24 protein-coding genes are annotated in these 25,599 nt (G+C 58.8%); 19 read left to right on the plus strand and 5 right to left on the minus strand.

The window, feature by feature from the left end:
* The first annotated feature begins 1 nt into the window (after nucleotide 1).
* The 15 genes from coaD (at nucleotide 2) to EKM88_RS03635 (ending at nucleotide 15,328) form a co-directional block, all read left to right on the plus strand.
* A complete protein-coding gene (gene coaD, locus EKM88_RS03565; RefSeq protein ID WP_125703194.1) occupies nucleotides 2-493 on the plus strand; it encodes a pantetheine-phosphate adenylyltransferase in 492 nt (163 codons plus the stop codon).
* The gene (locus EKM88_RS03570; protein WP_125703196.1) at nucleotides 493-1,545 is read left to right on the plus strand and encodes a SepM family pheromone-processing serine protease; all 1,053 of its coding nucleotides are present in this window, start codon (nucleotides 493-495) and stop codon (nucleotides 1,543-1,545) included. The genes coaD and EKM88_RS03570 overlap by 1 nt, the downstream gene beginning before the upstream one ends.
* A 71-nt stretch (nucleotides 1,546-1,616) precedes the next feature.
* The gene (locus tag EKM88_RS03575; protein WP_125703199.1) at nucleotides 1,617-2,258 is read left to right on the plus strand and encodes a helix-hairpin-helix domain-containing protein; all 642 of its coding nucleotides are present in this window, start codon (nucleotides 1,617-1,619) and stop codon (nucleotides 2,256-2,258) included.
* Nucleotides 2,255-4,411, plus strand: coding sequence for a ComEC/Rec2 family competence protein (locus EKM88_RS03580; protein ID WP_125703201.1), 2,157 nt, complete (start codon nucleotides 2,255-2,257; stop codon nucleotides 4,409-4,411). Before EKM88_RS03575 ends, EKM88_RS03580 begins: the two co-directional genes overlap by 4 nt.
* Nucleotides 4,412-4,413: 2 nt before the next feature.
* Nucleotides 4,414-5,457: a DNA polymerase III subunit delta gene (holA, locus tag EKM88_RS03585; protein ID WP_125703203.1), complete on the plus strand. Its 1,044-nt coding sequence runs from the start codon at nucleotides 4,414-4,416 to the stop codon at nucleotides 5,455-5,457.
* Nucleotides 5,458-5,544: 87 nt separating this feature from the next.
* Nucleotides 5,545-5,799: a 30S ribosomal protein S20 gene (rpsT, locus tag EKM88_RS03590; protein WP_125703205.1), complete on the plus strand. Its 255-nt coding sequence runs from the start codon at nucleotides 5,545-5,547 to the stop codon at nucleotides 5,797-5,799.
* A gap of 150 nt (nucleotides 5,800-5,949) precedes the next feature.
* Nucleotides 5,950-6,219, plus strand: coding sequence for a 30S ribosomal protein S15 (rpsO, locus tag EKM88_RS03595; protein ID WP_125703207.1), 270 nt, complete (start codon nucleotides 5,950-5,952; stop codon nucleotides 6,217-6,219).
* A gap of 229 nt (nucleotides 6,220-6,448) precedes the next feature.
* Entirely contained in the window at nucleotides 6,449-8,131 is a 1,683-nt protein-coding gene (locus EKM88_RS03600; protein WP_125703209.1) for a ribonuclease J, read from the plus strand.
* Between the two features lie 97 nt (nucleotides 8,132-8,228).
* A complete protein-coding gene (locus EKM88_RS03605; protein WP_125703211.1) occupies nucleotides 8,229-9,146 on the plus strand; it encodes a hypothetical protein in 918 nt (305 codons plus the stop codon).
* A 202-nt stretch (nucleotides 9,147-9,348) separates the two neighbouring features.
* The gene (gene tuf / locus EKM88_RS03610) at nucleotides 9,349-10,539 is read left to right on the plus strand and encodes an elongation factor Tu (protein WP_125703213.1); all 1,191 of its coding nucleotides are present in this window, start codon (nucleotides 9,349-9,351) and stop codon (nucleotides 10,537-10,539) included.
* Between the two features lie 107 nt (nucleotides 10,540-10,646).
* On the plus strand, nucleotides 10,647-11,414 hold the full coding sequence (locus tag EKM88_RS03615) for a Cof-type HAD-IIB family hydrolase (RefSeq protein ID WP_125703215.1): 768 nt from the start codon (nucleotides 10,647-10,649) through the stop codon (nucleotides 11,412-11,414).
* Between the two features lie 127 nt (nucleotides 11,415-11,541).
* Nucleotides 11,542-12,825 carry a trigger factor gene (tig, locus tag EKM88_RS03620; protein ID WP_125703217.1) on the plus strand — a complete coding sequence of 428 codons (1,284 nt, stop codon included), beginning with the start codon at nucleotides 11,542-11,544 and terminating at the stop codon, nucleotides 12,823-12,825.
* A 218-nt stretch (nucleotides 12,826-13,043) separates the two neighbouring features.
* Nucleotides 13,044-14,297 (plus strand): ATP-dependent Clp protease ATP-binding subunit ClpX, encoded by a 1,254-nt coding sequence (clpX, locus tag EKM88_RS03625; RefSeq protein WP_125703219.1) that lies wholly within the window; start codon nucleotides 13,044-13,046, stop codon nucleotides 14,295-14,297.
* A gap of 126 nt (nucleotides 14,298-14,423) precedes the next feature.
* Nucleotides 14,424-15,035, plus strand: a complete 612-nt coding sequence (gene yihA / locus EKM88_RS03630; RefSeq protein ID WP_125703221.1) for a ribosome biogenesis GTP-binding protein YihA/YsxC — start codon at nucleotides 14,424-14,426, stop codon at nucleotides 15,033-15,035.
* Nucleotides 15,036-15,037: 2 nt separating this feature from the next.
* Nucleotides 15,038-15,328 carry a nucleoside triphosphate pyrophosphohydrolase family protein gene (locus tag EKM88_RS03635; RefSeq protein ID WP_125703223.1) on the plus strand — a complete coding sequence of 97 codons (291 nt, stop codon included), beginning with the start codon at nucleotides 15,038-15,040 and terminating at the stop codon, nucleotides 15,326-15,328.
* A gap of 55 nt (nucleotides 15,329-15,383) precedes the next feature.
* Here the strand turns inward: EKM88_RS03635 and EKM88_RS13225 are convergent, their stop codons facing one another.
* On the minus strand, nucleotides 15,384-15,539 hold the full coding sequence (locus EKM88_RS13225; RefSeq protein WP_164511985.1) for an SPJ_0845 family protein: 156 nt from the start codon (nucleotides 15,537-15,539) through the stop codon (nucleotides 15,384-15,386).
* A 186-nt stretch (nucleotides 15,540-15,725) separates the two neighbouring features.
* Between EKM88_RS13225 and EKM88_RS03640 the strand changes: the two genes are divergently transcribed.
* From EKM88_RS03640 to uvrC, 3 genes are all read left to right on the plus strand, one after another.
* Nucleotides 15,726-17,183, plus strand: a complete 1,458-nt coding sequence (locus EKM88_RS03640; RefSeq protein WP_125703225.1) for an ABC transporter substrate-binding protein/permease — start codon at nucleotides 15,726-15,728, stop codon at nucleotides 17,181-17,183.
* Nucleotides 17,176-17,919, plus strand: coding sequence for an amino acid ABC transporter ATP-binding protein (locus tag EKM88_RS03645; protein WP_125703227.1), 744 nt, complete (start codon nucleotides 17,176-17,178; stop codon nucleotides 17,917-17,919). Before EKM88_RS03640 ends, EKM88_RS03645 begins: the two co-directional genes overlap by 8 nt.
* Before the next feature lie 201 nt (nucleotides 17,920-18,120).
* Nucleotides 18,121-19,899, plus strand: coding sequence for an excinuclease ABC subunit UvrC (gene uvrC, locus EKM88_RS03650; RefSeq protein WP_125703229.1), 1,779 nt, complete (start codon nucleotides 18,121-18,123; stop codon nucleotides 19,897-19,899).
* Nucleotides 19,900-19,962: 63 nt separating this feature from the next.
* On the opposite strand, the gene EKM88_RS03655 is transcribed toward uvrC, so the two are convergent.
* The 4 genes from EKM88_RS03655 to EKM88_RS03670 form a co-directional block, all read right to left on the minus strand.
* Nucleotides 19,963-20,457 carry a GNAT family N-acetyltransferase gene (locus EKM88_RS03655; protein ID WP_125703231.1) on the minus strand — a complete coding sequence of 165 codons (495 nt, stop codon included), beginning with the start codon at nucleotides 20,455-20,457 and terminating at the stop codon, nucleotides 19,963-19,965.
* Between the two features lie 180 nt (nucleotides 20,458-20,637).
* Nucleotides 20,638-22,551 carry a PTS fructose transporter subunit IIABC gene (locus EKM88_RS03660; RefSeq protein WP_125703233.1) on the minus strand — a complete coding sequence of 638 codons (1,914 nt, stop codon included), beginning with the start codon at nucleotides 22,549-22,551 and terminating at the stop codon, nucleotides 20,638-20,640.
* Complete coding sequence (gene pfkB, locus EKM88_RS03665; protein ID WP_125703235.1) at nucleotides 22,551-23,468, minus strand: 1-phosphofructokinase; 918 nt, start codon at nucleotides 23,466-23,468, stop codon at nucleotides 22,551-22,553. Before pfkB ends, EKM88_RS03660 begins: the two co-directional genes overlap by 1 nt.
* Entirely contained in the window at nucleotides 23,465-24,214 is a 750-nt protein-coding gene (locus EKM88_RS03670; protein ID WP_125703237.1) for a DeoR/GlpR family DNA-binding transcription regulator, read from the minus strand. Before EKM88_RS03670 ends, pfkB begins: the two co-directional genes overlap by 4 nt.
* A gap of 192 nt (nucleotides 24,215-24,406) precedes the next feature.
* On the opposite strand from EKM88_RS03670, the gene EKM88_RS03675 reads away from it, so the two are divergent.
* Nucleotides 24,407-25,495: a DUF871 domain-containing protein gene (locus EKM88_RS03675; RefSeq protein ID WP_125703239.1), complete on the plus strand. Its 1,089-nt coding sequence runs from the start codon at nucleotides 24,407-24,409 to the stop codon at nucleotides 25,493-25,495.
* Nucleotides 25,496-25,599 lie beyond the last annotated feature (104 nt).

Below are 25,599 nucleotides of genomic sequence, written 5' to 3' on the forward strand. Positions count from 1 at the left end.
CATGGCAAAAATTGCGTTATTTCCCGGCAGCTTTGATCCCTTCACAAACGGGCACCTGGACACCGTGACGCGGGCCAGCCGTCTGTTTGATGAGGTGGTGATCGCGGCCATGACCAATACGAGCAAGCAGTCGCTGTTTAACGCGGCCGAAAAGCAGGCGCTGATCGAAGCGGCGGTGGCCCCGCTGCCCAATGTGCGGGTGGTCGCGCAGCCGGCGATGTTGACCGTCGATTACGCGCGGCAGATCGGGGCCACTGCCTTGATCCGCGGCGTGCGCAACACCGCGGATTACAACTACGAAAGCGGGATCGCGGACATGAATGCCAACCTCGCTCCGGCCATCGAAACCGTCTTGTTGTTTGGGGATAAGCGCTACCGCTTCATTTCCTCCAGCCTGATCAAGGAAGTGGCCAGCTTTGGGGGTGATGTGTCGGCCTTGGTGCCGGCTAACGTGGCCGAAGCGTTGGCCGCCAAGTTTGCGGGGCGGGCCTGATGCCGGCGCGCCGGCATCGCGGTTGGCGCTGGGCACTGGGGCTTGGCATTGCGCTCGCGGGGCTGCTGGCCCTGTGCTTTTTGCCCACCAACCGCTACGTGGAGGTGCCAGGCTCCGCCGAGTCGCTAAAGCCCTATGTCACCGTGCGCGGCATTAAGGACCGAGAGAAGGGGCAGTACATGCTGACCACGGTTGGTATCGTTGGCCCCGCCAGTCCTGCTGTTCTGTTGTGGGCCCAGTTTCAGCCCTACGCGGAGACGTTGACGAAGGCCGAGCTGATGGGGAGCGACAGCAGTGCCGAGTACGATTTGTTGCAGCGCTACTACATTCAAAGCGCCGGCACGAACGCAATTCAGGCGGCCTTCACGCTCGCCAAGCAACCAGTGGCGGTGAATCACCTCGGGATCTATGTGATGTCGTTGCTTGCGGACTCGCCGTTCAAGGGTAAGCTGAAGCTCGGCGATACCATCACCGCACTGGACGGGCACCACTACCAGACGGCGGACGCCTACGTGAAGGCGATCGCGGCCCGCAAAGTGGGGTCAACCCTGACGCTGACCTACACGCGCGCCGGCCAAACCCGGCACGCCACCGGTAAGCTGATGCGTCTGCCTGGCACGAAAAAGGCGGGCATTGGCATCACGCTGACGGAACACACCACCGTTACGACCACGCCGAAAGTGACCATCGATGCCGGTGAAATTGGAGGGCCCAGCGCGGGGCTGATGTTTGCCCTGCAAACCTACACGCTCATCACTCACCAGCAGTTGCGCCGCGGTCAGGCTATTGCCGGTACGGGTACCATTGACGGGACCGGCACCGTCGGTCAGATCGGCGGCATCGATAAGAAGGTGGTCATCGCGGCCAAAACCGGCGCGAAGGTCTTTTTTGCCCCGAACCAACCGGCGACCAAGGCGCTGCTGAAGCTTGACCCGACTTATCAGAACAATTACGCCGTGGCCAAGCGCACCGCCAAGGCGATCGGCACCAAGATGGTGATCGTGCCGGTCAAGCACCTGCAGGATGCGGTTGACTATCTGACCCAGCGCTGAATTAAACGCCCGTTTCCGCGGGCGTTTTTGCGTGGGTTCGCGAAATCTTTTGGAAACAGGAGGTGGTGGGGATGGCCCAATGGCGTGAATGGCTCAGTCAGTATTGGTATGTGCCGCTGCTCATCGTTTTGGCCGCCGGATTCTGGTGGTGGCAAAATCGGCCGGTGGCAGCGCCCATCGAGCCGCTGGTCGCTAGCAGCAGTGCGGTCAGTAGCACGGTCCCTGCATCGAGCAGCGCCAGTTCAAGCAACAGCCGCCCTCAGTCAGGCTATGTGCACCTCAAGGGTGCCGTTGCCCGCCCGGGGCTCTACCCAGTGACGGGGGAGACCCGCTGGGACGCAGTCGTTAAGGCAGCCGGTGGGTTGACGGCAGAGGCGGACATCACGCAGATCAACCTGGCCAAGATTGCGGTGGATCAGGAGAGTCTCTACATTCCCGCCAAGGGGGAAACGGTGGCCCAAGCCCCGCCGGCCCCAGACACGGGCGGTCCCACCTCCGCGGCAGGGGCAAGCGGCGGCCTGATCAACCTGAACACGGCAACCTTAGCCGAGTTGCAAACCCTTAGCGGGGTCGGCCCCAAAAAGGCTGCCGACATCATCGCTTACCGCGAGGCCAACGGCAGTTTTCAAAGCGTCGGTGACCTGGCAAACGTCAGCGGTATTGGCGCCAAAACGGTTGAAAAGTTGACCCCGTTCGTGACCGTTGGCCCATGAGCCGGCGCGGTGTGTTCGGGGTGGCCGCCTTGCTGGGCGGCCTGTTGGTGTGGCTGCAACCCTGGTGGCTGGGCGCGCTGCTGCTGGGCTGGGCGGGCTGGAAGGCCTGGCGCTTCGCGGCGCCGCTGATCGTAGTGAGCGCCACCGTCGGGTTAGCCGTGGGGTGGCAGGCGCATCGCCTGGCTGCGGCGCCCCCTCAGCCAGTGGGCGCGGTGCGCGTCATGCCGACCGCATGGACCTTTTACGAGGGGCTGGCCCGTTATACGGGGGTGGCGGCCAACGGTGTGCCCATCAGCGGCAGCGTCACCGTGACGCCGGCACAGATCGATCAGCTCAGGCAACTGACGGTGCCAGTGGCGGTGCAGTGGCAGGGGCCGCTCACGCGCATCACCGGGGCCCGCAATGAGTTTGAGTTTGACTATGCCCAATACGTCTGGGCCCAGACGCGGCTCGCCTACCAAAGCCCCAAGCAGGCGCTGGTGATGCGGGTGGCGCGCGTGCGTACGCTCAGCGAGTGGCTGCACGGGTTACGCGCGCGGTTTCTCCTGCACCTGCAGACGCTGCCCAGCAAGGTGCGTGCCTACGCCAAGGGGCTACTGCTGGGGCAGCTGGACGAAGATTTTGACAGCCAGCGGCAGACCTTTGTGGATCTGGGCATCTTTCATCTGTTTTCTGTGTCGGGGTTACATCTGTTTGCGCTCATCGGCTCCCTGTACGCGCTGACCGACCGGCTGCGCCTGCCAAAGGAGGCGGTGGACTGGGGATTGGTGGCGGCGTTGCCGACGCTGTTGGTGCTGATCCCGCCCGGTGCTGGCATCATGCGCGCCGTCTATCTGCGCCTGGCCTTGATCTTGAACGAGCGACTGAAGTGGCAGTTGAGTCGGCTGGACTGTTTCAGCGCGGTGCTGGGCCTTAACCTGATCATTCAGCCGCTGGTGTTGCACACGTTCGGGGGCCAGCTGACGTATCTGCTGACCGGTGTCCTGATGCTGGCGCCGGCGCCGACGCGATGGGGGACGACCTGGCGGCTGGCCGCGGTGTCCGCGCCCGTCGTCCTGGCCAATACGTTTCGGCTCCACCTGCTGACCAGCGTCTTCAACTGGTTGCTGATGCCCGTCTTTGAGCTCGGCATCATGCCGGCGCTGGTGATTGTTTGCCTCTGGCCGCAAAGCCCACTGACCGGTTGGCTCGAGTGGGGGCTGCGGTGGGGTGAAGCCGGGTTGACCGGCGCCAGCCACTTGCCCGGGCAGGTGATTTTTGGCGCGTTACCATCTGGGCTGGCGGTCCTAGGGGTGGGACTGATTCTTGGTGCCTTGGTGCATCGCCGGTGGCGGTTGGTCGGCGTTTGGTTGGTCGGCAGCTGGCTGGTGGTCAACGTGCATCCGCAGTGGCGGGTGACTGTGTTTGATGTCGGACAAGGCGACGCCATCTTGATCGAAGCGCCGTTCAAGCAGGGCACGCTGCTGATCGACACCGGCGGCCGGGGCTTTGGTACCACCCGCAACCCACCGGTCAAAAGCGCGATCGTCAACTACCTGCACGCGCGCGGCGTCGCCCGGCTGGACGCGCTGGCGTTGACCCATGCAGACGCGGATCATGTGGGGGACGCGGGCTTGTTGACGCAGCTGATGCCGGTGACGACCCTGTACACCACCCCGCTGGCTGCGGATCACCCTTACGTTGTCGCTGCGAAGGCAGGGCAGGTGACCCAGGCACGGACTGTTTTGGCAGGTGCCGTGCTCGCGGTCAAGGCCATTCAGTTGCGGGTGGTGGCGCCGGCGGCCGCGACCGCCAGCGAAAAGAATGCGGACTCCCTCGTCGTCTATGGTAAGATTGGGGATAGCAATTGGTTGTTCACGGGGGATGCGGACGTCGGCGTCGAAACTCGGGAGCTGATGCCGCAACACCTGACTGTGGACTATCTCAAGGTGGGGCACCACGGCTCAGGCACCTCAAGCGCGCCAGCGTTCATTGCCCAGATCCAGCCGACGCTTGCGCTGATCTCGGCCGGGGTGGCCAACCGCTACGGACACCCGCACCCGGAAACGCTCGCCACCTTTGCCGCGCAAGGCGTGCCGTGGTTGGTGACCGCCGAGCGCGGGATGATCTGGCGTGAAGGTACGACGCTCCACACGTTTTTGAAAGGACCCTAGGCATGCAAGTTGATGAATTGATTCGCCAGCTAAAACAGGGCGTGCGCCCACCGGTAGTGGTGCTTCTTGGCACCGAGCAAGCGCTGGTCGACCGCGCACTGGCCGCGCTGGCTGCGGTGGTGCCAGACGACCAAGTGACGATGAACCTCGCCCGCTACGATATGCGCCAGACCCCGGTGGCCGTGGCGCTGGATGATGCGATGTCGCCACCATTTTTCGGAGACTTTCGCGAAGTGGTGATCACCGACCCGTTCTTTTTGACCGGCGAGAGTCCGAAGGTGGCGGTGACCCATGACCTGGATGGGCTCACCGCGTACCTGCAGCACCCGGTTGAGTCCACCCTGATGGTGCTAGTCGCGCCATACGCCAAGCTGGATGAGCGCAAGCGGCTGACCAAGGCGCTCAAGAAGGTGGCCACAATCGTCGATGTGAAGCCACTCGACCAGCGGGCTGCGCAAAACGCGGTCCGGCAGGCGCTGAAGCAGCAAAAAAGTGAGATCACCCCGGCCGCGCTGGCTGCGCTGGTGCAGCGCACGGCGGGGGATTACAGCGTGATGATGCGCGAGCTGCCGAAGCTGGCGCTTTATGGTCAAGGTGGGTCACCGCTTGATGAAGCGGCGATTGATGCCTTGGTGCCCAAGCACCTGACTGACCGCGTTTTCGACCTGGTGGCGGCCGTAGTGGCGCAAAACGCGACGCTGGCACTGAGCCTGTACCGCGACCTGCTCCTCCAAAAAGAGGAACCGATCCGCCTCAACAGTTTGCTGATCAGTCAGTTTCGGCTCCTGCTGCAAACGCAGATCCTGGCGCAGCAGGGCTACAGCCAGGGCAGCTTGGCCACCACGCTCAAGGTGCATCCGTACCGGGTGAAGCTGGCACTACAGCAAGTCAACCGGGTGAGTGGCACCGCATTACGGGCCGCTTATCAGGGCCTTGTCGAGACGGAAACCGCGATGAAAACCGGGCGGGTGGACAAGGCACTTGCGTTTGAGCTGTTTGTCCTGCGCTATTGTGGGGGCGGCGCCCTATCAAGGCGCGAGGCTTGACAAGTTTTTATTGCAAAGTGACAACCGCTTCGCTATAATTGTTGAGTGTTGTTTAACAACCAATTAATCCCCGGAGGTGAAACTCTTATGCCACAAATCAAATCTGCGATCAAGCGTGTGAAGACACAGGCTGCCAACCGCGAACGCAACATTGCCCAAGTGAGCGCACTGCGCACTTCCGTCAAGAAGTTCAAGGTTGCTGCTGCGTCCAACGCTGACAACAAGCAGGACTTGTTCAAGGCTGCAACGCGTGCCATCGACATGGCTGCTAGCAAGGGCCTGATCCACAAGAACAAGGCCGGCCGCGACAAGAGCCGTCTGTCTGCGCTTTTGGCTAAGTAATCACCCGGGGTCGTGATTCTTATTGCGACCTCGGATGACCGGGCGCTTGCGCCTGGGACGTGGTCAAGTTTTGAACCCGTTTCTTCGCCTGACGGTTCACCGTCGTCTCCCGCAGTTTCGGGCAATTTATAGAAAGGTGGAAATAAGCTCATGGCTGTTTCTCAAACTGAAAAGAACGAAATCATCGCAAAGTTTGCGCGTCACGAAGGCGACACTGGCTCACCTGAAGTCCAGATCGCTGTTCTGACCGCCGACATCAAGAACCTGAACGCCCACTTGGGTGTTCACAAGAAGGACCACCACTCTTATGTTGGTCTGATGAAGAAGATCGGTCAGCGTCGTAACCTGTTGCGTTACCTGCGTAACAAGGACGTTACCCGCTACCGCGATCTGATCAAGGCTCTTGGTCTGCGTCGCTAAAAACCATGCCGCTTCCCTCGGGAGGCGGTTTTTTGTTGCCCAGAGCGAAGCGACCCGTTCCGCTAAGGACGCTGTGCAGCGCCAGAACCGCCGTGCATCCGGCGTAGGCCTTGCCCATATTGCGAGAGGCAGTCGCGTGTGGCGCAGGGGTGTGGTACACTGAAAGAAGGATTTATTCGTTGCCGCGGTGTTTGCGGCGAAAACGTAAATATTTCGTAGAGGTGAACCCATGAGTAAGATCAAGGTGGTCGCCCTCGGTGGCGTACGTGAGAACGGTAAAAACATGTACGCAGTCGAAGTGGACGACCGAATTTTTGTATGTGATTTCGGGTTGAAGTACCCGGACAATGAACTACTGGGGATCGATATTGTGATCCCAGATTTGACGTACCTGGAAGAAAACGCGGACCGGATCGAGGGGATCTTCCTGTCCCATGGTCACGCGGATGCCGTTGGGGCCCTACCGTACTTCCTGGCGGAGCACCCGGTACCGGTCTTTGGCTCCGAGCTGACGGTCGCGCTGGCGAAGCTGAACATGACCAGCAACCCGAAGGCCAAGAAGTTCAAGGACTTTCACGTTGTGACGGCCAAGTCGGTCGTCGAGTTTGGCAAGATCAAAGTCTCCTTCTTCCCAACGACTCACAGTATCCCGGGATCATTGGGGATCGTTATTGATACCCCGAATGGGGCAGTGGTGTACACCGGGGACTTTAAGTTTGACCAAAGCGCTGCGCCGCAGTACAGCTCAGACCTGTCGCGGCTGGCCAAGATCGGGGATCGCAAGGTGTTGGCGTTGCTGTCCGATTCCACCAATGCGGAGTCCCCGTACCAAAACGCCAGCGAGCACGAGATCTACACCTACATTGAAGAAGCCTTCAAGTACCACAACGGGCGGATCATCGTGGCCAGCGTTGCGTCGAACATCGAGCGCATTCAGCAGGTGCTGAATGCCGCGGCGAAGAACGACCGGCGCGTGGTGCTGACGGGCCGAGAGGTCGAGCGGGTCGTGAAGACGGCCATTCGATTGAAGGACATCGTGTTACCATCCGAGGATATCCTGGCCACCACCAAGGAGTTACGGACTCTCGATGATGACAAGGTCGTCATCCTTGAAACCGGCCGGATGGGTGAGCCCCTTAAGTCCCTGCAGCGCATGGCAACGAATAAGCACCGTCTGATTCACATCCACGAAGGGGACCTCGTGTTCATCACGACATCGATCTCGCACGCGATGGAAACCATGGCAGCGAAGACGCGTGACATGATTTACCGGGCCGGCGGTGAGGTCAAGGCGATCGGCGATGACCTTCACGCCTCTGGCCATGCGAACAAGCCCGACCTGCAACTGATGATCAACTTGTTGCGGCCGCGTTATGTGATTCCGGTGCAGGGCGAATACCGCTTGCTCGCCGCGCATGCTGAGATCGCGCACGAAACGGGGTTACCGTACGACCACATCCTGATCCCGAACATCGGCGATATTTTGAGCTACGAAAAGGGTAAGATGTACAACGCCGGCCATGTGGACGCCGGGAACACGATGATCGACGGGATCGGCGTCGGCGACATCGGCAACATCGTCTTGCGTGACCGCAAGATGCTGGCCGAGGATGGGATCTTCATTGCGGTGGTCACCATCGACCGCAAGAAGAAGCGCATTGTGGCCAAGCCAAAGATTCAAAGCCGCGGGTTCGTTTACGCGAAGACGGCCAAGGACTTGCTGACCGAGGCGGGTAACCTGGTGGCGGCGACGGTCCAAAAGAACCTCGACAACAAAGAGTTCGATTGGAGCACGCTGAAGCAAAGCGTCCGCGATGATCTGAGTCGCTTCTTGTTTGACCAGACAAAGCGTCGGCCGGTGATCCTGCCGGTCATCATGGAAGTGAACCAGAACAGTGCGAAGCGACAGTAAGGCTTAACCGGAAAGACCGACAGATTTGAATGGAAGCGGCATCTTCGGGTGCCGTTTTTGGTATGATTAAGGCACAATGTGGAAGCGAGGGGACATCATGGGAAAAATCGTTGCGTTGCCGAATAATGGTAATCGCCACTTGACGGTGGGGTTGCAGGCGCTGAAGCAACAAAATTATGCGAGTGCGGTCGCGCACCTCGAAAAGGCGTTCAAGCTGACGCCGGCCTTTGAGGTGGCCCTGCCACTGACACAGGCGTACGCCGGGCTACATCAGCCGCGGGCTGCGGTGCCGTACGTTAGCCAGTTTATGGAAGATTTTCTGGCAGATGAAGCCGGTACCTCGCTGCTGTTCGACATTCTCTTGGCCTTACCGGACTACCGGTTTGCGTGGGCAGTCTTGCACCACGTGAGGCCCGCTGCCGCCTCAGCGCTCAAGGCCCGGATCGTTGCCGCTGAGGCGGCCGACCGAACGGCGAACGCCGCGGCCATCGCCGATATTGCGCGTGAGCTGCGCCACCTCGGCGGATTTGAGCCGCAAAAGCAGGAGCAATTGATCAATACGATCGGACGACTGCCGCGGACTGAGATGATGGCGGCAGCCCGGCCCAACTTGACCGATCCGGACGTTCATCCCGCGATCCGCATCAGCCTGCTTGACGCGCTGACTGCGGTGGATGATCAGACACCGGTGACGGTGATCGGTTACGCAACGAGCGGCACGGTGACGCCGAGTGCGCTGCCAGGCGTTTTGAACGACCCCACCTTACTGCAGGTGTTGAACCAAGTGCAGTTGCAAATCGGCTTGAACGATCCAGAGCTGATGCGGGCCACGGTTGAGGTGCTTCGCTTCGAGCTGGGCTATCTGTATCCCTTCATCGACCAGGTGATCCCGGACCCGAAACACTTCGCCACCAGCTACCTGAACAAAACAGGGGACGCGGTGACACCAGCCGAGCGCGACTTGTTCACTTGGTTAGCCAACCAGACGGCGCAATTGATGAATATGGCGAAATGACGGCTTTTTAGTGTAAAGGGAAAAAAGTTGACGTTGCCGGTTTACAAAGTGATGGATTCTCGATATAATCATTTTCGGAATTCATTTCCAGCCGAAATATTTACTTTGGTATTTTGGCTTAAATGTAGTACACTAGAACGTAAAGGATTGCAGGGTCTTGGCTTTGCGTCTTTACGAAAATATACAGGAGGTTCGTTTTTTCATGGCTGAAAAAGAACACTATGAACGCACTAAGCCCCACGTAAACATTGGTACGATCGGGCACGTTGACCACGGTAAGACTACCCTGACCGCGGCGATCACTTCCGTACTTGCAGAAAAGGGCCTTGCCAAGGCGCAAGACTACGCATCCATCGATGCTGCTCCGGAAGAAAAGGAACGTGGTATCACCATCAACACCGCCCACGTTGAATACGAAACCGAAAAGCGCCACTACGCTCACATCGATGCGCCAGGGCACGCGGACTACGTTAAGAACATGATCACCGGTGCGGCTCAGATGGACGGTGCGATCTTGGTTGTTGCCGCGACTGACGGCCCAATGCCACAGACGCGCGAACACATCCTTCTGGCTCGCCAGGTTGGTGTTGACTACCTGATCGTCTTCCTGAACAAGACCGACCTCGTGGACGACGAAGAGCTGACCGACCTTGTCGAAATGGAAGTTCGTGAACTCTTGTCCGAATACGATTTCCCTGGTGACGACATTCCTGTTCTCCGCGGTTCCGCCCTCAAGGCACTTGAAGGCGACGCTGAACAGCGTAAGGTCATCGAAGAACTCATGGACACGGTTGACGAATACATCCCAACCCCAGTTCGTGACACCGACAAGCCTTTCCTGATGCCTGTTGAAGATGTCTTCACCATCACTGGCCGTGGGACCGTTGCTTCCGGTCGTATCGACCGTGGGACCGTTAAGGTTGGCGATGAAGTTGCCATCGTTGGTCTGAAGGAAGAAATCGTTAAGTCCACCGTTACTGGGCTTGAAATGTTCCGTAAGACGCTTGACTTGGGTGAAGCCGGCGATAACGTTGGGGTTCTGCTTCGTGGGGTTGCCCGCGACCAGATCGAACGTGGCCAAGTTTTGGCTAAGCCAGGTTCCATCGAAACCCACTCCAAGTTTAAGGGTGAAGTTTATGTTCTGAGCAAGGACGAAGGTGGCCGTCACACGCCATTCTTCTCCAACTACCGTCCTCAGTTCTACTTCCACACAACGGACGTTACGGGCGTTATCCAGCTGCCAGAAGGCGTTGAAATGGTTATGCCTGGCGATAACGTGACCTTCGAAGTCGACATGATTAGCCCTGTCGCAATCGAAAAGGGTACCAAGTTCACCGTTCGTGAAGGTGGCCGTACCGTTGGTGCCGGTGTCGTTTCCGAAATCCTCGACTAAGACTGACACGTGCACGCAAAAACACTCCCTCGGGAGTGTTTTTTTGCGTTTCGGTTGAAAAAGCGCGTGTCGGTAGCTAGGATGGACGAGGGAAAGGAAGCGATCTGATGACACAAGCCATTGTCTTTTTTGATCTTGGGGGAACGTTATTGACGTCACGCCAGCAGGTGCAGCCGAGTGCGCTCGCCGCGATCAAGCAACTGCAGGCCAACGAGATCCTCCCGGTGATTGCGACGGGCAAAAGCCTGTTTGCAATTCAGCCACTACTGGCGCTGACCGGCATTGATACGGTGGTCAGCGCCAATGGGAGCAATGTGCAGTACCGGGGACGAACGCTGGTCAATGAGGTGGTGCCACAACGCACGGTGCAAGCGGTGAGTGACTTTGCGACGGCGCAAGGCGATCCGATTGCTTGGTACACGCCACAAGCGTGCGGCGTATCGCAGCCGTCACCGGAGACGCGGGCAGCATACCGGGCGCAGGGCCTAACGCCAGCCGTCACGGCGACTTGGGCCGACCAGCGCGCCATCAACTTTATGTTTGTCTTTAACCGCGACCGCGATGCATTGTACCAGCAGGCGTTTGCCGAGACACTGACCTTCGTGCGCAACTCGCACTACGGGCTAGACACCATGCGCGCGGGGGTCTCAAAGCGCAGCGGCATCGCGCACCTGCTGCAGCATGCGGCGCTGGCCGGGGTCCCGACGTATGGCTTCGGTGATGCGCTGAATGACTTGGAAATGCTGGACCAGTTGGCCCACCCGATTGTGATGGGCAATGGGAGCGATGCGGCCAAGGCCCATGCCGCGTACATCACGGGCACCAATGATGCGGACGGCATCGCGCAGGGCCTGCGCCACTTTGGCCTGATCTAGTGGCCGGTGGGTGTCGCGATGGGTTGCAAAGTAAAAACCCTTGGCGGTCGTTTACAATGCGCGGCATTTCTAGTATCATGGACAGGTATGCAATACGAATTGCGAAAACTTATGTCGGAGGTACAGCATGGCTGCAAAATGGGAAAAGAAAGACACCAACACCGGTGTTTTGACCTTTGAAATCGAACAAGACAAAATCAAAGAAGGCTTGAGCAAAGCGTTCGACCGTGTCAAGAAGAACCTGAACGTTCCAGGGTTCCGGAAGGGCCACGTGTCCCGCACGGTTTTCAACCGGATGTACGGCGAATCCGCCCTGTACGAAGATGCCCTGAACATCCTGTTGCCAACTAGCTACGAGGCTGCGGTTGATGAAGCTGGGATCGAACCAGTGGACCAGCCAAAGATCGACATCGAATCCATGGATGAAGGCAAGCCTTGGGTCATCACGGCCGAAGTGACCGTTAAGCCAGAAGTAACGCTCGGTGACTACAAGGGCCTGACGGTTGATAAGCAAGACCGTGATGTGACCGATGAAGAAGTGGCCAAGGAACTTGAAACCAAGCGTGAAGGCCAGGCTGAATTGGTTTTGAAGGAAGACGCAGCCGCTGAAACCGGCGATACTGTCACCATCGATTACGTGGGGACGGTTGACGGGGAAGAATTCGAAGGCGGTTCCGCAAAGAACTACGCCCTTGAATTGGGCTCCGGTTCCTTCATCCCAGGCTTTGAAGACCAGCTTGTGGGCCACAAGGCAGACGAGGACGTGACGGTCAAGGTCACCTTCCCAGAAGACTACCAAGCCAAGGATCTGGCAGGCAAGGAAGCCGAATTCAAGACCACCATCCACGAAGTCAAGGGTAAGGAATTGCCTGAACTGGACGATGATTTTGCTAAGGACCTCGATGAAGACGTGGACACGCTCGACGAACTGAAGCTGAAGATCAAGTCTGACCTGCAGCAAAAGAAGGTCGAAGCCGCTGAGGACGCGTTGCAGGAACAAGCCATTGCGAAGGCGGTTGAGAACGCCACGATCGAAGAGATCCCGCAAGCGATGGTCGACACCGAGACGCAAAACCAGTACGACCAGTACATGGGCAACATGCAGCAACAGGGTATCAACCCACAGATGTACTTCCAGCTGACAGGGACCAGTGAAGATGACTTGAAGAAGCAGTTCGCGGCGAATGCCGAGACCCGCGTCAAGACAAACCTGGTGCTTGAAGCCATCGTGGCCGCTGAAAAGATCGAACCAAGCGAGGATGAAATCAACGCTGAGATCAAGGATCTGGCCGGCGAGTACAACATGGAAGAGAGTGCCGTTCGGCGTGCGCTTTCTGACGACATGCTGAAGCACGATATCGGCGTGAAGAAGGCCATCAAGATCATCACGGACGCCGCCAAGGAAGCTTAAAGGCGTTCACGGTCGGCGCGGACGTGCTGACTCAAAGAAGCGTCACCCTTCGTGGGTGGCGCTTCTTTGGTTTGGCCCGAGGCGGGCAATCGAGTCGCGATCAGGGGCGCAGGCGGTGGCTTGCACCCCTTGCGCCAGTATGATAGGCTAGACCAAGTCTGATAGGCAAACCGGCCTATCTTTGGTATCATTGAGGGAACAAGAAGGGGTGCTTAAACATGTTTGACAACGTTGAAACCACCGGTCCAGTGACCTGCTCGTTTTGCGGCAAGTCGCAAGACCAGGTGAAGAAAATCGTTGCTGGCCCTGGGGTATATATTTGTAATGAATGTATCGACCTGTGCAAAGAGATCATCGATTCTGAGTTCAAGGAAGAGGCGGCCCAAAATCAGCTTGAAGTGCCAAAGCCAGCCGAGATCCTCAGTATCCTGAACGATTATGTGATTGGTCAAGACGCGGCCAAGCGCGCGCTGGCCGTGGCCGTGTACAACCACTACAAGCGGGTCAACCAGATGGAAGTGGCCGAGGAAGGCGAGACGGAGCTGCAAAAGTCCAACATCGCCCTGATCGGGCCGACGGGTTCTGGGAAGACCTTCCTGGCCCAGAGCCTGGCGCGGATCCTGAACGTACCGTTTGCCATTGCGGATGCCACGACCCTGACTGAGGCCGGCTATGTCGGCGAAGACGTCGAGAACATTCTATTGAAGCTCCTGCAAAACGCGGACTACGATGTTGAACGCGCCGAGAAGGGGATCGTTTACATCGATGAAATCGATAAGATCGCCAAAAAGTCGGAGAACGTCTCGATCACACGGGACGTGTCCGGTGAAGGGGTCCAGCAGGCCCTGCTGAAGATTCTCGAAGGCACGATCGCTAACGTGCCACCACAGGGTGGGCGTAAGCACCCGCAACAGGAGTTCATTCAGATCGACACCACGAATATCCTGTTCATCGTCGGGGGGGCCTTTGACGGCATTGAGACGATCGTGAAGAACCGCATGGGCGAGAAGACCATCGGGTTTGGTGCCAGCACCCCTGAAACGGGTTACGATGCCGACAAGTCAGTGATGCAGCAGATCGTGCCGGAAGACTTGATGAAGTTCGGGATCATCCCTGAGTTCATCGGCCGGATCCCGATTATCGCAGCGCTCGAAAAGCTGACTGAGAACGATCTGGTCAAGATCCTGACCGAGCCCAAGAATGCGCTGGTGAAGCAGTACCAGAAGCTGCTGAGTCTCGATGACACGGCGCTTGAGTTTACGAGCCCTGCCTTGCACGCGATCGCCCACAAGGCGATCGAGCGCGACACGGGTGCCCGTGGCCTGCGCTCGATCATTGAAGCCGTGATGCAGGACCTAATGTTCGACTTGCCGAGTCGGCCAGAGGTCAAGAAGGCGATCGTGACCAAGGCCGCCGTTGACGGTACTGGGAGCCCAGAGATGGAGCTGGCGGATGGCCGCAAAGCCTCATAGGAGACCGTTAAGGAGCTGCTTGGCAGCTTCTTTTTTTGGGCGCGCCACAGAATTGTAATGCGACCGATGGCCCCCATGTCAGGCATTCTATGATAAACTAAATGCAGTTAAGGAGGGGAAGCCCCCGTGAAAGTGAATCAAGTTGACCTAGAAATTAGTGCGGCCAGTGCTGCGCAGTATCCCACCACCGCGTATCCGGAAATCACCTTTGTCGGCCGCAGTAATGTTGGCAAGTCGAGCCTCATCAACCGGTTGATCGACCGCAAGAGCATGGCGCGGACGTCCAGCGTGCCGGGGAAGACCCAGACGCTGAATTTTTATGACATCGAAGCCAAGCTGTACTTTGTTGATGTGCCCGGTTACGGGTACGCCAAGGTCTCCAAGGCCGCGCGCATGAAGTTTGCGGCGATGATCGAGGAGTACCTGAGCACGCGCAAGCCGTTGCGCGGCGCCGTGCTACTGGTCGACAGCCGCCACGCCCCGAGTGAAGATGATGTCAGCATGTACCAGTACCTGAAGTACTTCAACATCAAGGTGCTGGTCGTCGGTACGAAGGTCGACAAGACCAGCCGCGCAAAGCGGGCGCAGACCATTAACCAGATCAAAAAGACGCTGGATCTCAATCAAACCGATGAGCTGGTGCTGTTCTCAGCAGAAACCGGCGAGGGCAAGGCGCAGGTTTGGCAGTGGCTGGAAACAACCGCCGGCGTGACCGGTGAGTCGAAAGTGGAGGATTAAACGTGGAGCTGAACACCTATCAACAACAGGCCAATAAGACATTGGCCGGCAACGAAAATGTGCTGACGAATTTGACGCTTGGGCTGGCCTCAGACGGCGGCAAGGTCGTGGACCGCATTAAGAAGTACACCTTCCAGGGCTATGATCTCGACAAGGAAGCCCTCAAGGCGGATCTCGGGGATGTGCTGTGGTACCTCTCGCAGATCGCGCTGTGGGCGGATATTCCGCTGGAGGATGTGGCACAGGCGAACCTGACGACACTCAAGAAGAAGTACCCGAACGTGAAGCTTTAGGCGCCAAAAATACCGCCCGTCTCGAATTGCTGAGGCGGGCGGCGTTTTTGTGTGACTAGTCTTTTTTGGCGGGTTGTGCGGCTGGCTTGGCCTGGTCCGGCTGCTTTTTCGGGTCCGGGCCGCCCGCCGCCTTTTTTTCGACTTCCGGCATGGTGGCGAACTTGTCGAACATCTCGCCCCAGTCGTTTTTGGTATTCACTTTCAATGCCATTGGGTTCATCTCCTTGTCCGGTGGCGGATGCCACTAACTGCTCGCATTATAGCATGCACGCGCGCATTTGGCGACGGCTGCGGGCAGTGGCAACCAAGACTGAAAATAATTGAATATTACTTGCATAAAAATAAATCAGGGTGTATTGTTTAAAGCATGATAAATTGTCAGGGGGACGTTATACAAATGAAGAAGTACTTGCGCTGGGTCATGCTGATGATCCTCGGGTTCGCCGCTGCTTTTACCGCCGCGGCCACACCGGTCCATGCAGCGGATGACAGCCTGCAAAAAGTTAAGGCCAAAGGCACCCTGGTGATGGGGACCAGCCCAGACTACGCGCCATACGAGTTTTTGGTGAATGAGAACGGGAAGAACAAAGTTGTTGGGATCGACGTTGAAATTGCGAAGAAGATCGCGGCCGACATGGGCGTCAAATTAGTCATCAAACAGATGGACTTTGACTCACTACTGGTCGGGTTGCAAACCGGCAAGGTCGATATGGTGCTGAGCGCCATGACTCCAACGGCGGAGCGGAAGCAAAGCGTGGATTTTTCCACCATCTACTACACCGCCAACCAGGACATCATCGTCAACAAGGCAGACGCTAAGCTGTACAAGAGCGCAGAGTCCTTTGTCGGCAAGCAGGTGGGGGCCCAAACCGGGTCCATGCAGGCCGACTTGGTCAAGGAAAAGATGACGGACTCCAAGCTCTTGGGGCTGACCAAGGTGACCGACCTCATCTTGGCCCTGAAGTCGCACAAGGTGGAAGGGGTCGTTGCCGAGGAACCGGTGGCCACCGCGTACGTGCAAAACGATTCGCAGCTGGCGCTGATCAAATCCGGCTGGTCGCTGGATCCTGAGGAAAACGGGCAGGCCATCGGGTTTGCCAAGGGTGCTGACGCCTTGGTGGCCCAGGCCAACCAGTCGATTGCCGAGATCAAGAAACAAGGCCTGATCAAGTCCTACATGAAGACTGCCGGCAAGTACATGACCCAAAACACGGCCAACACTTCCATGTTCCACTACTGGCGCTTCTTTGCCAAAGGGATCGGCTACACGTTGCTGATCACGGCCGTGGCCGTGGTCATCGGGGTTGCGCTAGGGACGCTGCTCGCCCTGATGCGCCTCGGGCACGTGAAGGTGCTTAAAGCCTTGGCCGTGGCGTACATCGAGTTCGTCCGCGGCACGCCACTGATGATCCAGGTGATGTTCGTCTACTTCGGTATCGGGATGTTCATTGACATTCCGGCGCTGATCGCCGGGATCATCGCGGTGGCCCTGAACTCCGGGGCCTACGTCGCCGAGATCATCCGCGGGGGGATCGAAAGCATTCCGGCCGGTCAAACTGAGGCGGCGCGCTCGCTGGGGCTGTCGCAGCGAGACACGATGCAAAGCGTCATCCTGCCGCAGGCGATCAAGAACATCTGGCCGGCGCTGGGCAACGAATTCATTTCCCTGATCAAGGAGTCCTCCATTGTCTCCATCATCGGGGTGACGGACCTGATCTACCAGCTGAAAGTCGTTCAAACCGCGACGTACAAAGGCGTTCAGCCGATCGTTGTCGCCATGGTCATTTACTTTGTCCTCACATTCGGGCTGTCCAAACTGCTCGGTCACTTTGAAAGGAAGATGAAACATGAGTAAGCCATTGATTCAAATCAACCACCTCGTGAAGAAGTTCGGCGATAATGTCGTGCTGAACGACATTACCGAAACCATCAACCAAGGCGACGTCATCGTTGTGATCGGGGCGTCTGGCGGTGGGAAGTCCACCTTCTTGCGCAGCCTGAATCTGCTGAACCAACCGACCAGTGGCGAGATCGAATTTGAAGGCACCAACCTGGTCGGCCTGTCTGAAAAGCAGCTCGACGCCGTGCGCGAAAAGATGGGCATGGTGTTCCAGCAGTTCAACCTGTTCCCGAACATGACCGTCCTGGAAAACATCAAGCTGGCCCCGATGAAAGTCAAGGCCACCAGTGATGCGAACGCAACGGCGAAGGCCCAGAAGTTGCTTGCGCAGGTCGGTCTGGCGGACAAGGCCGACGCTTACCCGGCGAGTCTGTCTGGGGGTCAGATGCAGCGTGTGGCCATCGCCCGCGCGCTGGCCATGGAGCCTGACGTGATGCTGTTTGATGAGCCCACCAGTGCGCTGGACCCTGAAATGGTCGGGGAAGTGCTGAAGGTCATGCAAGACCTCGCCAAGTCTGGGATGACCATGGTCGTGGTCACCCACGAAATGGGCTTCGCCCGTGAAGTGGCAGATCAGGTGTGGTTCATGGACCAGGGGATCATTGCCGAAAAAGGCGACCCGGAGCAGATCTTCACCGCGCCGAAGGAAGCGCGCACTAAGGACTTCTTGAGCAAGGTGCTGGCCCAATAAGGCGCTGCCGACTCGCGACCTGTCGATTTCTGACAGGTCGTTTTTGTTTCTCGTGAAAAGGGCAGGGCGGCTCAGGGCCGTCGGGGTCTGGTGCGACGCGCGCTTGAGTCTGCTCGGCGGTGCGGTCGCTGGTGCTTGCAGGGGGGCTAGAACATCAGTACAATAGAGGGCGAACGTTTGTTTTGAAAGGAGGTCACGCGCGTGGCATCGGAACACATTGAACACAAGCTGGCCTTGCTCCCCGATCTGCCGGGGTGTTACCAGATGAAGAACCTGAACGGGAAGATCATCTACGTCGGTAAAGCCAAGAACCTCAAGAATCGGGTGCGCTCGTACTTCAAAAGCAGTCACGATGGCAAAACCGCCAAGCTCGTTGCCGAAATCGCGGACTTTGACTACATCGTCACGAGCTCGGACAAGGAGGCCTTTCTACTTGAGATCACACTGATCCAGAAGTGGCAGCCGTACTACAATATCAAGCTGAAGAAGGGGACCGGTTACCCGTACATCAAGATCACCAACGAGCGCGACCCCAAGATCTTGATCACCGGTGACATTCGCAAGGACGGGGCCTATTACTTCGGGCCGTATCCGAACGTCTACGCCGCACAAGAAACCATGCACTTCCTCCAAAAGGTCTACCCGCTGCGGCGCTGCAACGGGTTCCAGGGGCGGCCGTGCCTGTACTACCACATGGGGCAGTGCCTGGGCCCCTGCTGGCGCACGGTGCCTGAGGCGGAGTACGCCGCGCAGATCGCCAAGATCCGCAGCTTCTTGGACGGCAACACGGGCAAAGTGACTCGCGAGCTGACCCACAAGATGCAGACGGCCGCCGAACACCTCGAGTTCGAGCGCGCCGCCGAGTTGCGCGACCAGCTGCACTACATCGATGTGACGGTCGAGAAGCAAAAGATCATTTCAACGGATAAGACGCAGCGCGACATCTTCAATTTTTACATGGATAAGGGCTGGTTATCGATCCAGGTCTTCTTCATTCGCCAGGCGCGGCTGATGAAGCGCGAGTCCCGGCTGTTTCCGATCGTCAATTCGACGGCTGAAGAGTTTGAAACGTTCATCCTGCAGTTTTACGACCGCAAGAACAATGTCCGGCCCAAGGAGGTCTTGGTGCCGGCCGGGCTGGACAACGCGCTGCTGGAATCCGTGCTGGGGCTACCGGTGCGGACCCCACAGCGCGGTGAGAAGCGGCAACTGATGGAACTGGCGCACAAGAACGCGAAGATCAAGCTGGAGGAGAAGTTCCGGCTGATGGAGCTGGATAACCGGACCACCGTGGGGGCGCAAGCGGAGCTGTTTGCTGCCCTCGGTCTGCCGTTTGGCCACACGATCGAGGCCTTCGACCACAGCCACATTCAGGGCGCGGAGCCGGTGTCTGCGATGGTGTCTTTTGTCGATGGGCAGGCAGCCAAAACCAACTACCGCAAGTATAAGCTGGCCGCCGCCGAAGACCACCACAGCGCCAACGAAGACGCGAACACGCGCGAGGTGATTCGCCGCCGCTACACGCGCCTGTTGAAGGAGAATGCCCCACTGCCAGATCTGATCCTGATGGACGGTGGCGCCATTGAAATGAATGCGGTCAAAGACGTGCTGGAAAACGAGCTGAACCTCGATATTCCGGTGGCGGGGATGGTCAAAAACGATAAGCACCAAACCGCGGCGCTGCTGTTCGGCGATGATGACACCCCGATCAACCTGGACCCGCAGTCGCAGGGCTTCTTCCTGCTGACGCGGATCCAAGACGAGGTGCACCGCTTCGCCATCACGTTCCACCGGCAGCTGCACAATAAGAACTCGCTGGCCAGCCGGCTGGAAACGATCCAGGGCGTCGGCCCCAAGACGCGCACGAAGCTCTTGCGGGAGTTCAAAACGATTCCGCACATCAAGGCGGCCAGCCTCGAGGAGCTGACGGCGTTGGGGATCAGCAAAACCACGGCCCAGGCGATCAAGCTCTCGCTTTGACCGTAAGCCAAACATGCGCCCAATTGACGTTATCGTCAGTTGGGCGCATGTTTGCGTGGCCGGTTACTTGGGTTGCACCAGCAGCTTGGACATCAGCACCTCATCGTGCAAGGGAATGTCATCTGCGCCGATGAAGGGAATCTCGGGTTTGCGCTGCCGCGCGATGTCGATGGAGCCGCGGATGATCTTGGTCAGGCGGTAGCCCTGGCGCTGGAAAAAGCCGAGCGCCTGCAGGTTATCATTCATGACGGAGACATCCATCTTGGTGAGGCCGATCATGCGGGCGCGGTTCTCCGCCAGGGCCAACAGCCGCTTGCCGATGCCGCGGCCACCGCGGACGCTGTTGAGGCTCACGATCGCCATGGCGTTGCCGTGGATCGCGAAGGTGATGAGGCCCACCACGGTGTCATCCGGCTCAAGCGCGATCAGGCCGTTCAGGTCGGCGAAGTGGTAGTCCCCCGAGGAGACGATCAGCGTCTCGCTCAACCAGTGATCGATAAAGTATTTACGGCCGGCCGCCTCATGGTCGGTCAGTTTTTCGTAGCGAGTGGCATCCAAATGTCAGCGCTCCCTTCAGTGTGTTTCCCCTTCAGTATACCAACTTTGGCGCAAAAGTGTACCTAAACCGAGCGCCAAAGCGGCGATGATCGCAAGCGTTCCCGGCGGCGACTAAAACGGCGGCGATCGCCCCATTGAGGAGTGCTACCGCCGCCGTTTATTTGCGCGCTGCCGTTTGCGTTAGTCCTGTTGCGCCGCTGGCCGCCACAGGCCGAGCAAGACGCCGGCGATGATGGCGCCGACCAGCAGGCTGACGATGAAGCCCAGCTTCTGGTTCGTGAGCGCCAAGGCGACGATGCCGCCGTGTGGGGCGGGCACGTTCACGCCGAAGACCTGAGTTAGCCCACCGGCGATGGCGCTGCCGATGACCGAGCTGCCGATGACGTGCACCGGATCGGTGGCAGCAAACGGAATGGCGCCTTCCGTGATGAAGGTCAGCCCGAGCACGTAGTTGGACAGGCCAGAGTTGCGTTCCGTGGCGGTGAACTTGGCAGGAAAGAAGGTGGACGCGATGGCAATGGCCAGCGGCGGGATCATTCCCCCGATCATGACCGCGGCCATCCAGCGGCCGTCGGTGAAGTTAGAGGCCTGGTAGATCCCGATGGCAAAGGTGTACGCCGCCTTGTTGAAGGGGCCGCCCATGTCGATGCTCATCATCGCGGCGAGGATGACGCCGACAAGAATGGCGTTACCGGTGCCCATGCCTTCCAAGAAGTTGATCAGCGCGCCGTTGAGGGCAGCAAACAGCGGGTTGACCGCAAAGAACATGATCAGGCCCATCAAGGCGAGCCCGATGACCGGATAGATCAGGATGGTTTTGAGCCCATCCAGGCTGTGCGGCATCGGGGCGAGTAGCTTCTTGAGCCCGACGATCAGCCAACCGGCGATGAACCCCGCGGCGAGCCCACCGATGAAGCCGGCCGGATTTTGCGCGTGCACCACCGAAGCGGTGGCAAGCGTCGCCATGTAGCCGCCGACAAACCCGGGCATCAGGGCTGGTCGGTCGCCGATGGATACCGCGATATAGGCAGCGAGTACCGGAACGAGAAAACTGAAGGCGTAGTTGCCGAGGTTGTTGGTGAAGGTGAAGGCCATGGACTTGGCCCCGAAGGCATTTTCGAAGATGAAGGACAGCGCCATGATGATCCCGCCGCCCACGACGAACGGTAACATGTTGGACACGCCGTTCATCAGGTCCTGGTAGATGCGGTTCCACAGGCCCTTTTGAGTCGGCTCGGTGCTGGCGGGGGCCCCGTCGGCTTGGTACAGCGGCCCCTGTTTCTCAAGCGTGGCCTGAATCAGTTCGGCGGGTTTTTTGATGCCATCAATGACCGGCCGGTTCAGCAGGTGCTTGCCTGCAAACCGCGGCATGTCGACTTTCTTGTCGGCGGCGATGATGACCCCGACAGCGCGTTCGATGTCTACCGCACTCAGGCGGTGCTTAACGCCTTCAGACCCGTTGGTTTCGACCTTGATCGCGACGCCCATTTTCTCGGCGGTTTCCTTCAGCGCGGCCTCGGCCATGTAGGTGTGCGCGATGCCGGTGGGGCAGGCCGTGACCGCGACGATGAACGGTTGGTCGGAGGAAGCCGCCTGAGTCGGGGCGGGTGTTGCGGCTGCGGCGTCCTTTGCGTCCTTGGCGGCTTGAGCCGCGGTGAACAGCTGGACAACTTGTTCCGGCGTCTGCGCCTCTTTCAGGGCCGCGACCAGCTGGGGCTCGATCAGGAGGGAAGACAGCGCGGCGAGGGCGGCGAGGTGCGTATTATTGGCGCCTTCCGGAGCGGCGATCATGAAGAACAGGTGGACCGGCTGGCCATCCAGCGCGTCGAAGTCGACCCCAGCGGCGCTTTTGGCGAAAAGCACGGTTGGGCGCGTGACCGCGGCGTCCTTGGCGTGCGGCATGGCGATACCGTCCCCAATGCCGGTGGTGGACTCACTTTCGCGGCGCAAGATGTCTTGTTTGTACAGCGTGGCATCAGTGATGACTCCGGTGTCGGCGTATTTTTGCACCATTTCGTCGATGGCCCCGGCCTTGTCGTGGGCCGCCAAAGCCATGATCATCACTTCTGGGCGTAACAGGTCACGAATATCCATTAGATCTCCTCCAAACTGATTGTGTGATAAACTGCGTCGATCTGCGCGCGGGTGGCCAGGTCCTGCGTGAAGGCAGTTGCGCTACCGCACGCGATCCCGACTTTGAACGCTTCCAGCGCATCCCCGGTGCGGGTCAGCGTGCCGGTGAAGCCGGCCAGCATGGAATCGCCGGCGCCCACTGAGTTGACGACCTGCCCGGCCGGCACGGTCCCGTGGTAGGCGTGTTCTGGGGTGATCATCAAGGCGCCTTTGCCGGCCATGGACACCAGCACATGCTGGGCGCCGCGCGTCAGCAGGTCTCGGCCGGCCGCAACAATGCTGGGCAGGTCGGGGTATTCTGGCACGTTGAACAGGGCGGCCAGCTCATGGTGGTTCGGCTTCACGACCAGCGGGTGTTGGCTCAGCGTCTCCAGCAAGGCCTGCCCGGTGGTGTCGATGACAAAGTCGGCGTGCGCCGCGCGGATCATCGGGATCAAGTCGCGGTAGAAGCTGACGGGCAGGCCGGTTGGGAGGCTACCGGCCATCACGACGACATCCCCGGGGCACAACTGGTCTTGTAGCGCCTGACAGAATGCGGCTTGCTCAGCCTCGATGACGTGTGGCCCCGGCGCGTTGAGCTCGGTTTCCGCTTCGCCTTTGAGCTTGACGTTGATGCGCGTGTCTGCCGCGATCGGGGTGAAGGCGTGGGCCAGGCCGCGGGCCGTCAGCTCGGCTTCAATGAACTGGCCGGTGAAGCCGCCGACGAACCCCAGCGCGGTGGTTGGCAGCGCCAGCGCCTGCAGAATGCGGCTGACGTTGATGCCTTTGCCTCCCGGGAGTTTGACGGCAGTCGCCAGGCGGTTGACCTGGCCGAGCTGTAGCTGATCGAGGGTGACCACGTAGTCGATGGACGGGTTAAGGGTGATTGAATAGATCAAGGGTGGACCTCCTGAATGTTGGAATGCGCGGCGTAGTCAGGGGAAAGCCCGGCCAGGCTGGTGGTGAGCAAAAGGCCGGTGGTCAGCGGCGCAAATTGGGCGAAGCTGACCTGCCCGAACTTGGCGGGATCTGCCAGGATCACGGTTTGACGGGCGTGGGCGATGACGGCTCTTTTCACTTGCGCCTCTTCGGCATCCGGCGTGGTCAGGCCAAACTTGGGATGCACGCCGTTGGTCCCGATGAAGGCGATGTCAAAGTGTAGGGTCTCAAGGGCAGCCACGGTGCTGGCGCCCACGGTGGCCTTGGTGGCCGCTTTGATGCGCCCACCGGGCATGTGCGTGGGAATGCCGTAGTCGGCCAGCTGGCTTGCGTTGTCGACGCCGGTGGTCACCACCGTCACCGCCAAGTCTTGCAGCAGCGGGATCAGCTGGGCTGTGGTCGTGCCGGCATCCAAAAACAGGGTGCTGTGCGGGGCGATCATCGCTGCTGCGGCTTGGGCGATCCATTGTTTCTCTTGAAGCGCCTGCGTGGCCTTTTCCTGAACACTGGGTTCGCTTTGCGGCTGTGACAGGCGCTCGGCGCCGCCATGAATCCGGCGAAGCACGCCGCTGGCCTCAAGCTCGGCAAGATCGCGCCGAATCGTGGACTCCGACGCTTGAAGCGCCGTCATCAGGTCTTTGGCGGTCACGATCGGTTGCTGGGTCAGGGCGGTTTTGATGTAGCGCTGCCGTTCTTCTGTAAGCATTTCCATCACCTCGATTTGAATTATACGCCAAAACCATCCACAATCAACCTAAAACGTTCAAAAACAGTCAAAAAAGTTGTGTGGGTTGATTGGTGCGAACAATTCATAAATTGTTCCTACAAATCTAGAGAAACCCCTTTCATTGAGCTGAACCGCTATGCTAGACTGGAACGGTAAAGGGGGAATTGATTCATGGGAAAACTTGGTGTTTCCGTTTATCCAGAACGTTCAACATTTGAAAAAGACGCGGCGTATCTCGACTTGGCCGCGACGTACGGCTTCAAGCGCGTGTTTACCTCACTGCTCGAAATCAAAGGCGATAAAGACGCCGTGGTGGCCAGCTTCAAGCGCGTGATCACGCACGCCAACGCACTTGGCATGGAAGTGATGGTCGACATTAACCCGGCGCTGTTTGATCAGCTGGGGGTCACTTACGACGACCTGTCCTTCTTCCATGACCTAGGGGCCTGGGGCGTCCGGTTGGATCTGGGCTTCACTGGTGCCGAAGAGGCGAAGATGACGCGCAATCCATGCGGCATCAAGATCGAAGTCAACATGTCGCAGGGGACACACTATATCGACAACATCATGTCGTTTTCACCCAATCGTGACAATCTGCTGGGGTCGCACAACTTTTACCCCCACCGCTTCTCGGGCCTGGGGCAGCAGTTCTTTGACCTGGCAACGGCGATGTACACCCGCTACAACTTGAATACGGCCGCGTTCGTCAACTCGCAGGCGGCGACCTTTGGCCCGTGGCCGACCCAAGACGGGCTGTGCACGCTCGAAAGTCACCGCAGCCTGCCGTTGGCGACACAGGTGAAGCATTACCAGTTGATGGACAACATCAACGATGTGATCATCGGGAACGCTTATGCGAGTGAGGCAGAGTTAAAGGCGGCGCACGAGGCCTTCGTGGCGCCGTATCCAGCGCTGCGGGTGGTGCCGGCCGCGGACAGCACTGCACTGGAGCAAGAGCTGCTGTTTGATAACCCGCATAGCTATCGTGGGGACCGCAGCGAGTACCTGTTGCGTAGCACGCAGACGCGGGTCAAGTACGCCGAACGGGATTTTCCGGCGCACAATACGCAACCGATCACGCGCGGGGACGTACTGATCGATAACAATGGGTTCGGTCAGTACAAAGGGGAAACCCAGATCGCGCTACAGGCAATGCCGAACGATGGACGCGTCAATGTGGTTGGCCACATTCACCCCGACGAGGCCTTCTTGCTTGACTACCTGACACCGTGGAGCGGCTTCAGGATGGTGCGCGGCTGACCGCGCACGGATAAAAATGGGGCCGAGACATAATTAACGGCCCAAGAATGAGCCGCGACTATTCTAGGACAGTACGAGACGAAAAGCGACGCCCTAGCCGTATA

Origin of the sequence: Lacticaseibacillus daqingensis (assembly GCF_003946115.1) — a bacterium.
GTDB classification, from domain to species: Bacteria; Bacillota; Bacilli; order Lactobacillales; family Lactobacillaceae; genus Lacticaseibacillus; species Lacticaseibacillus daqingensis.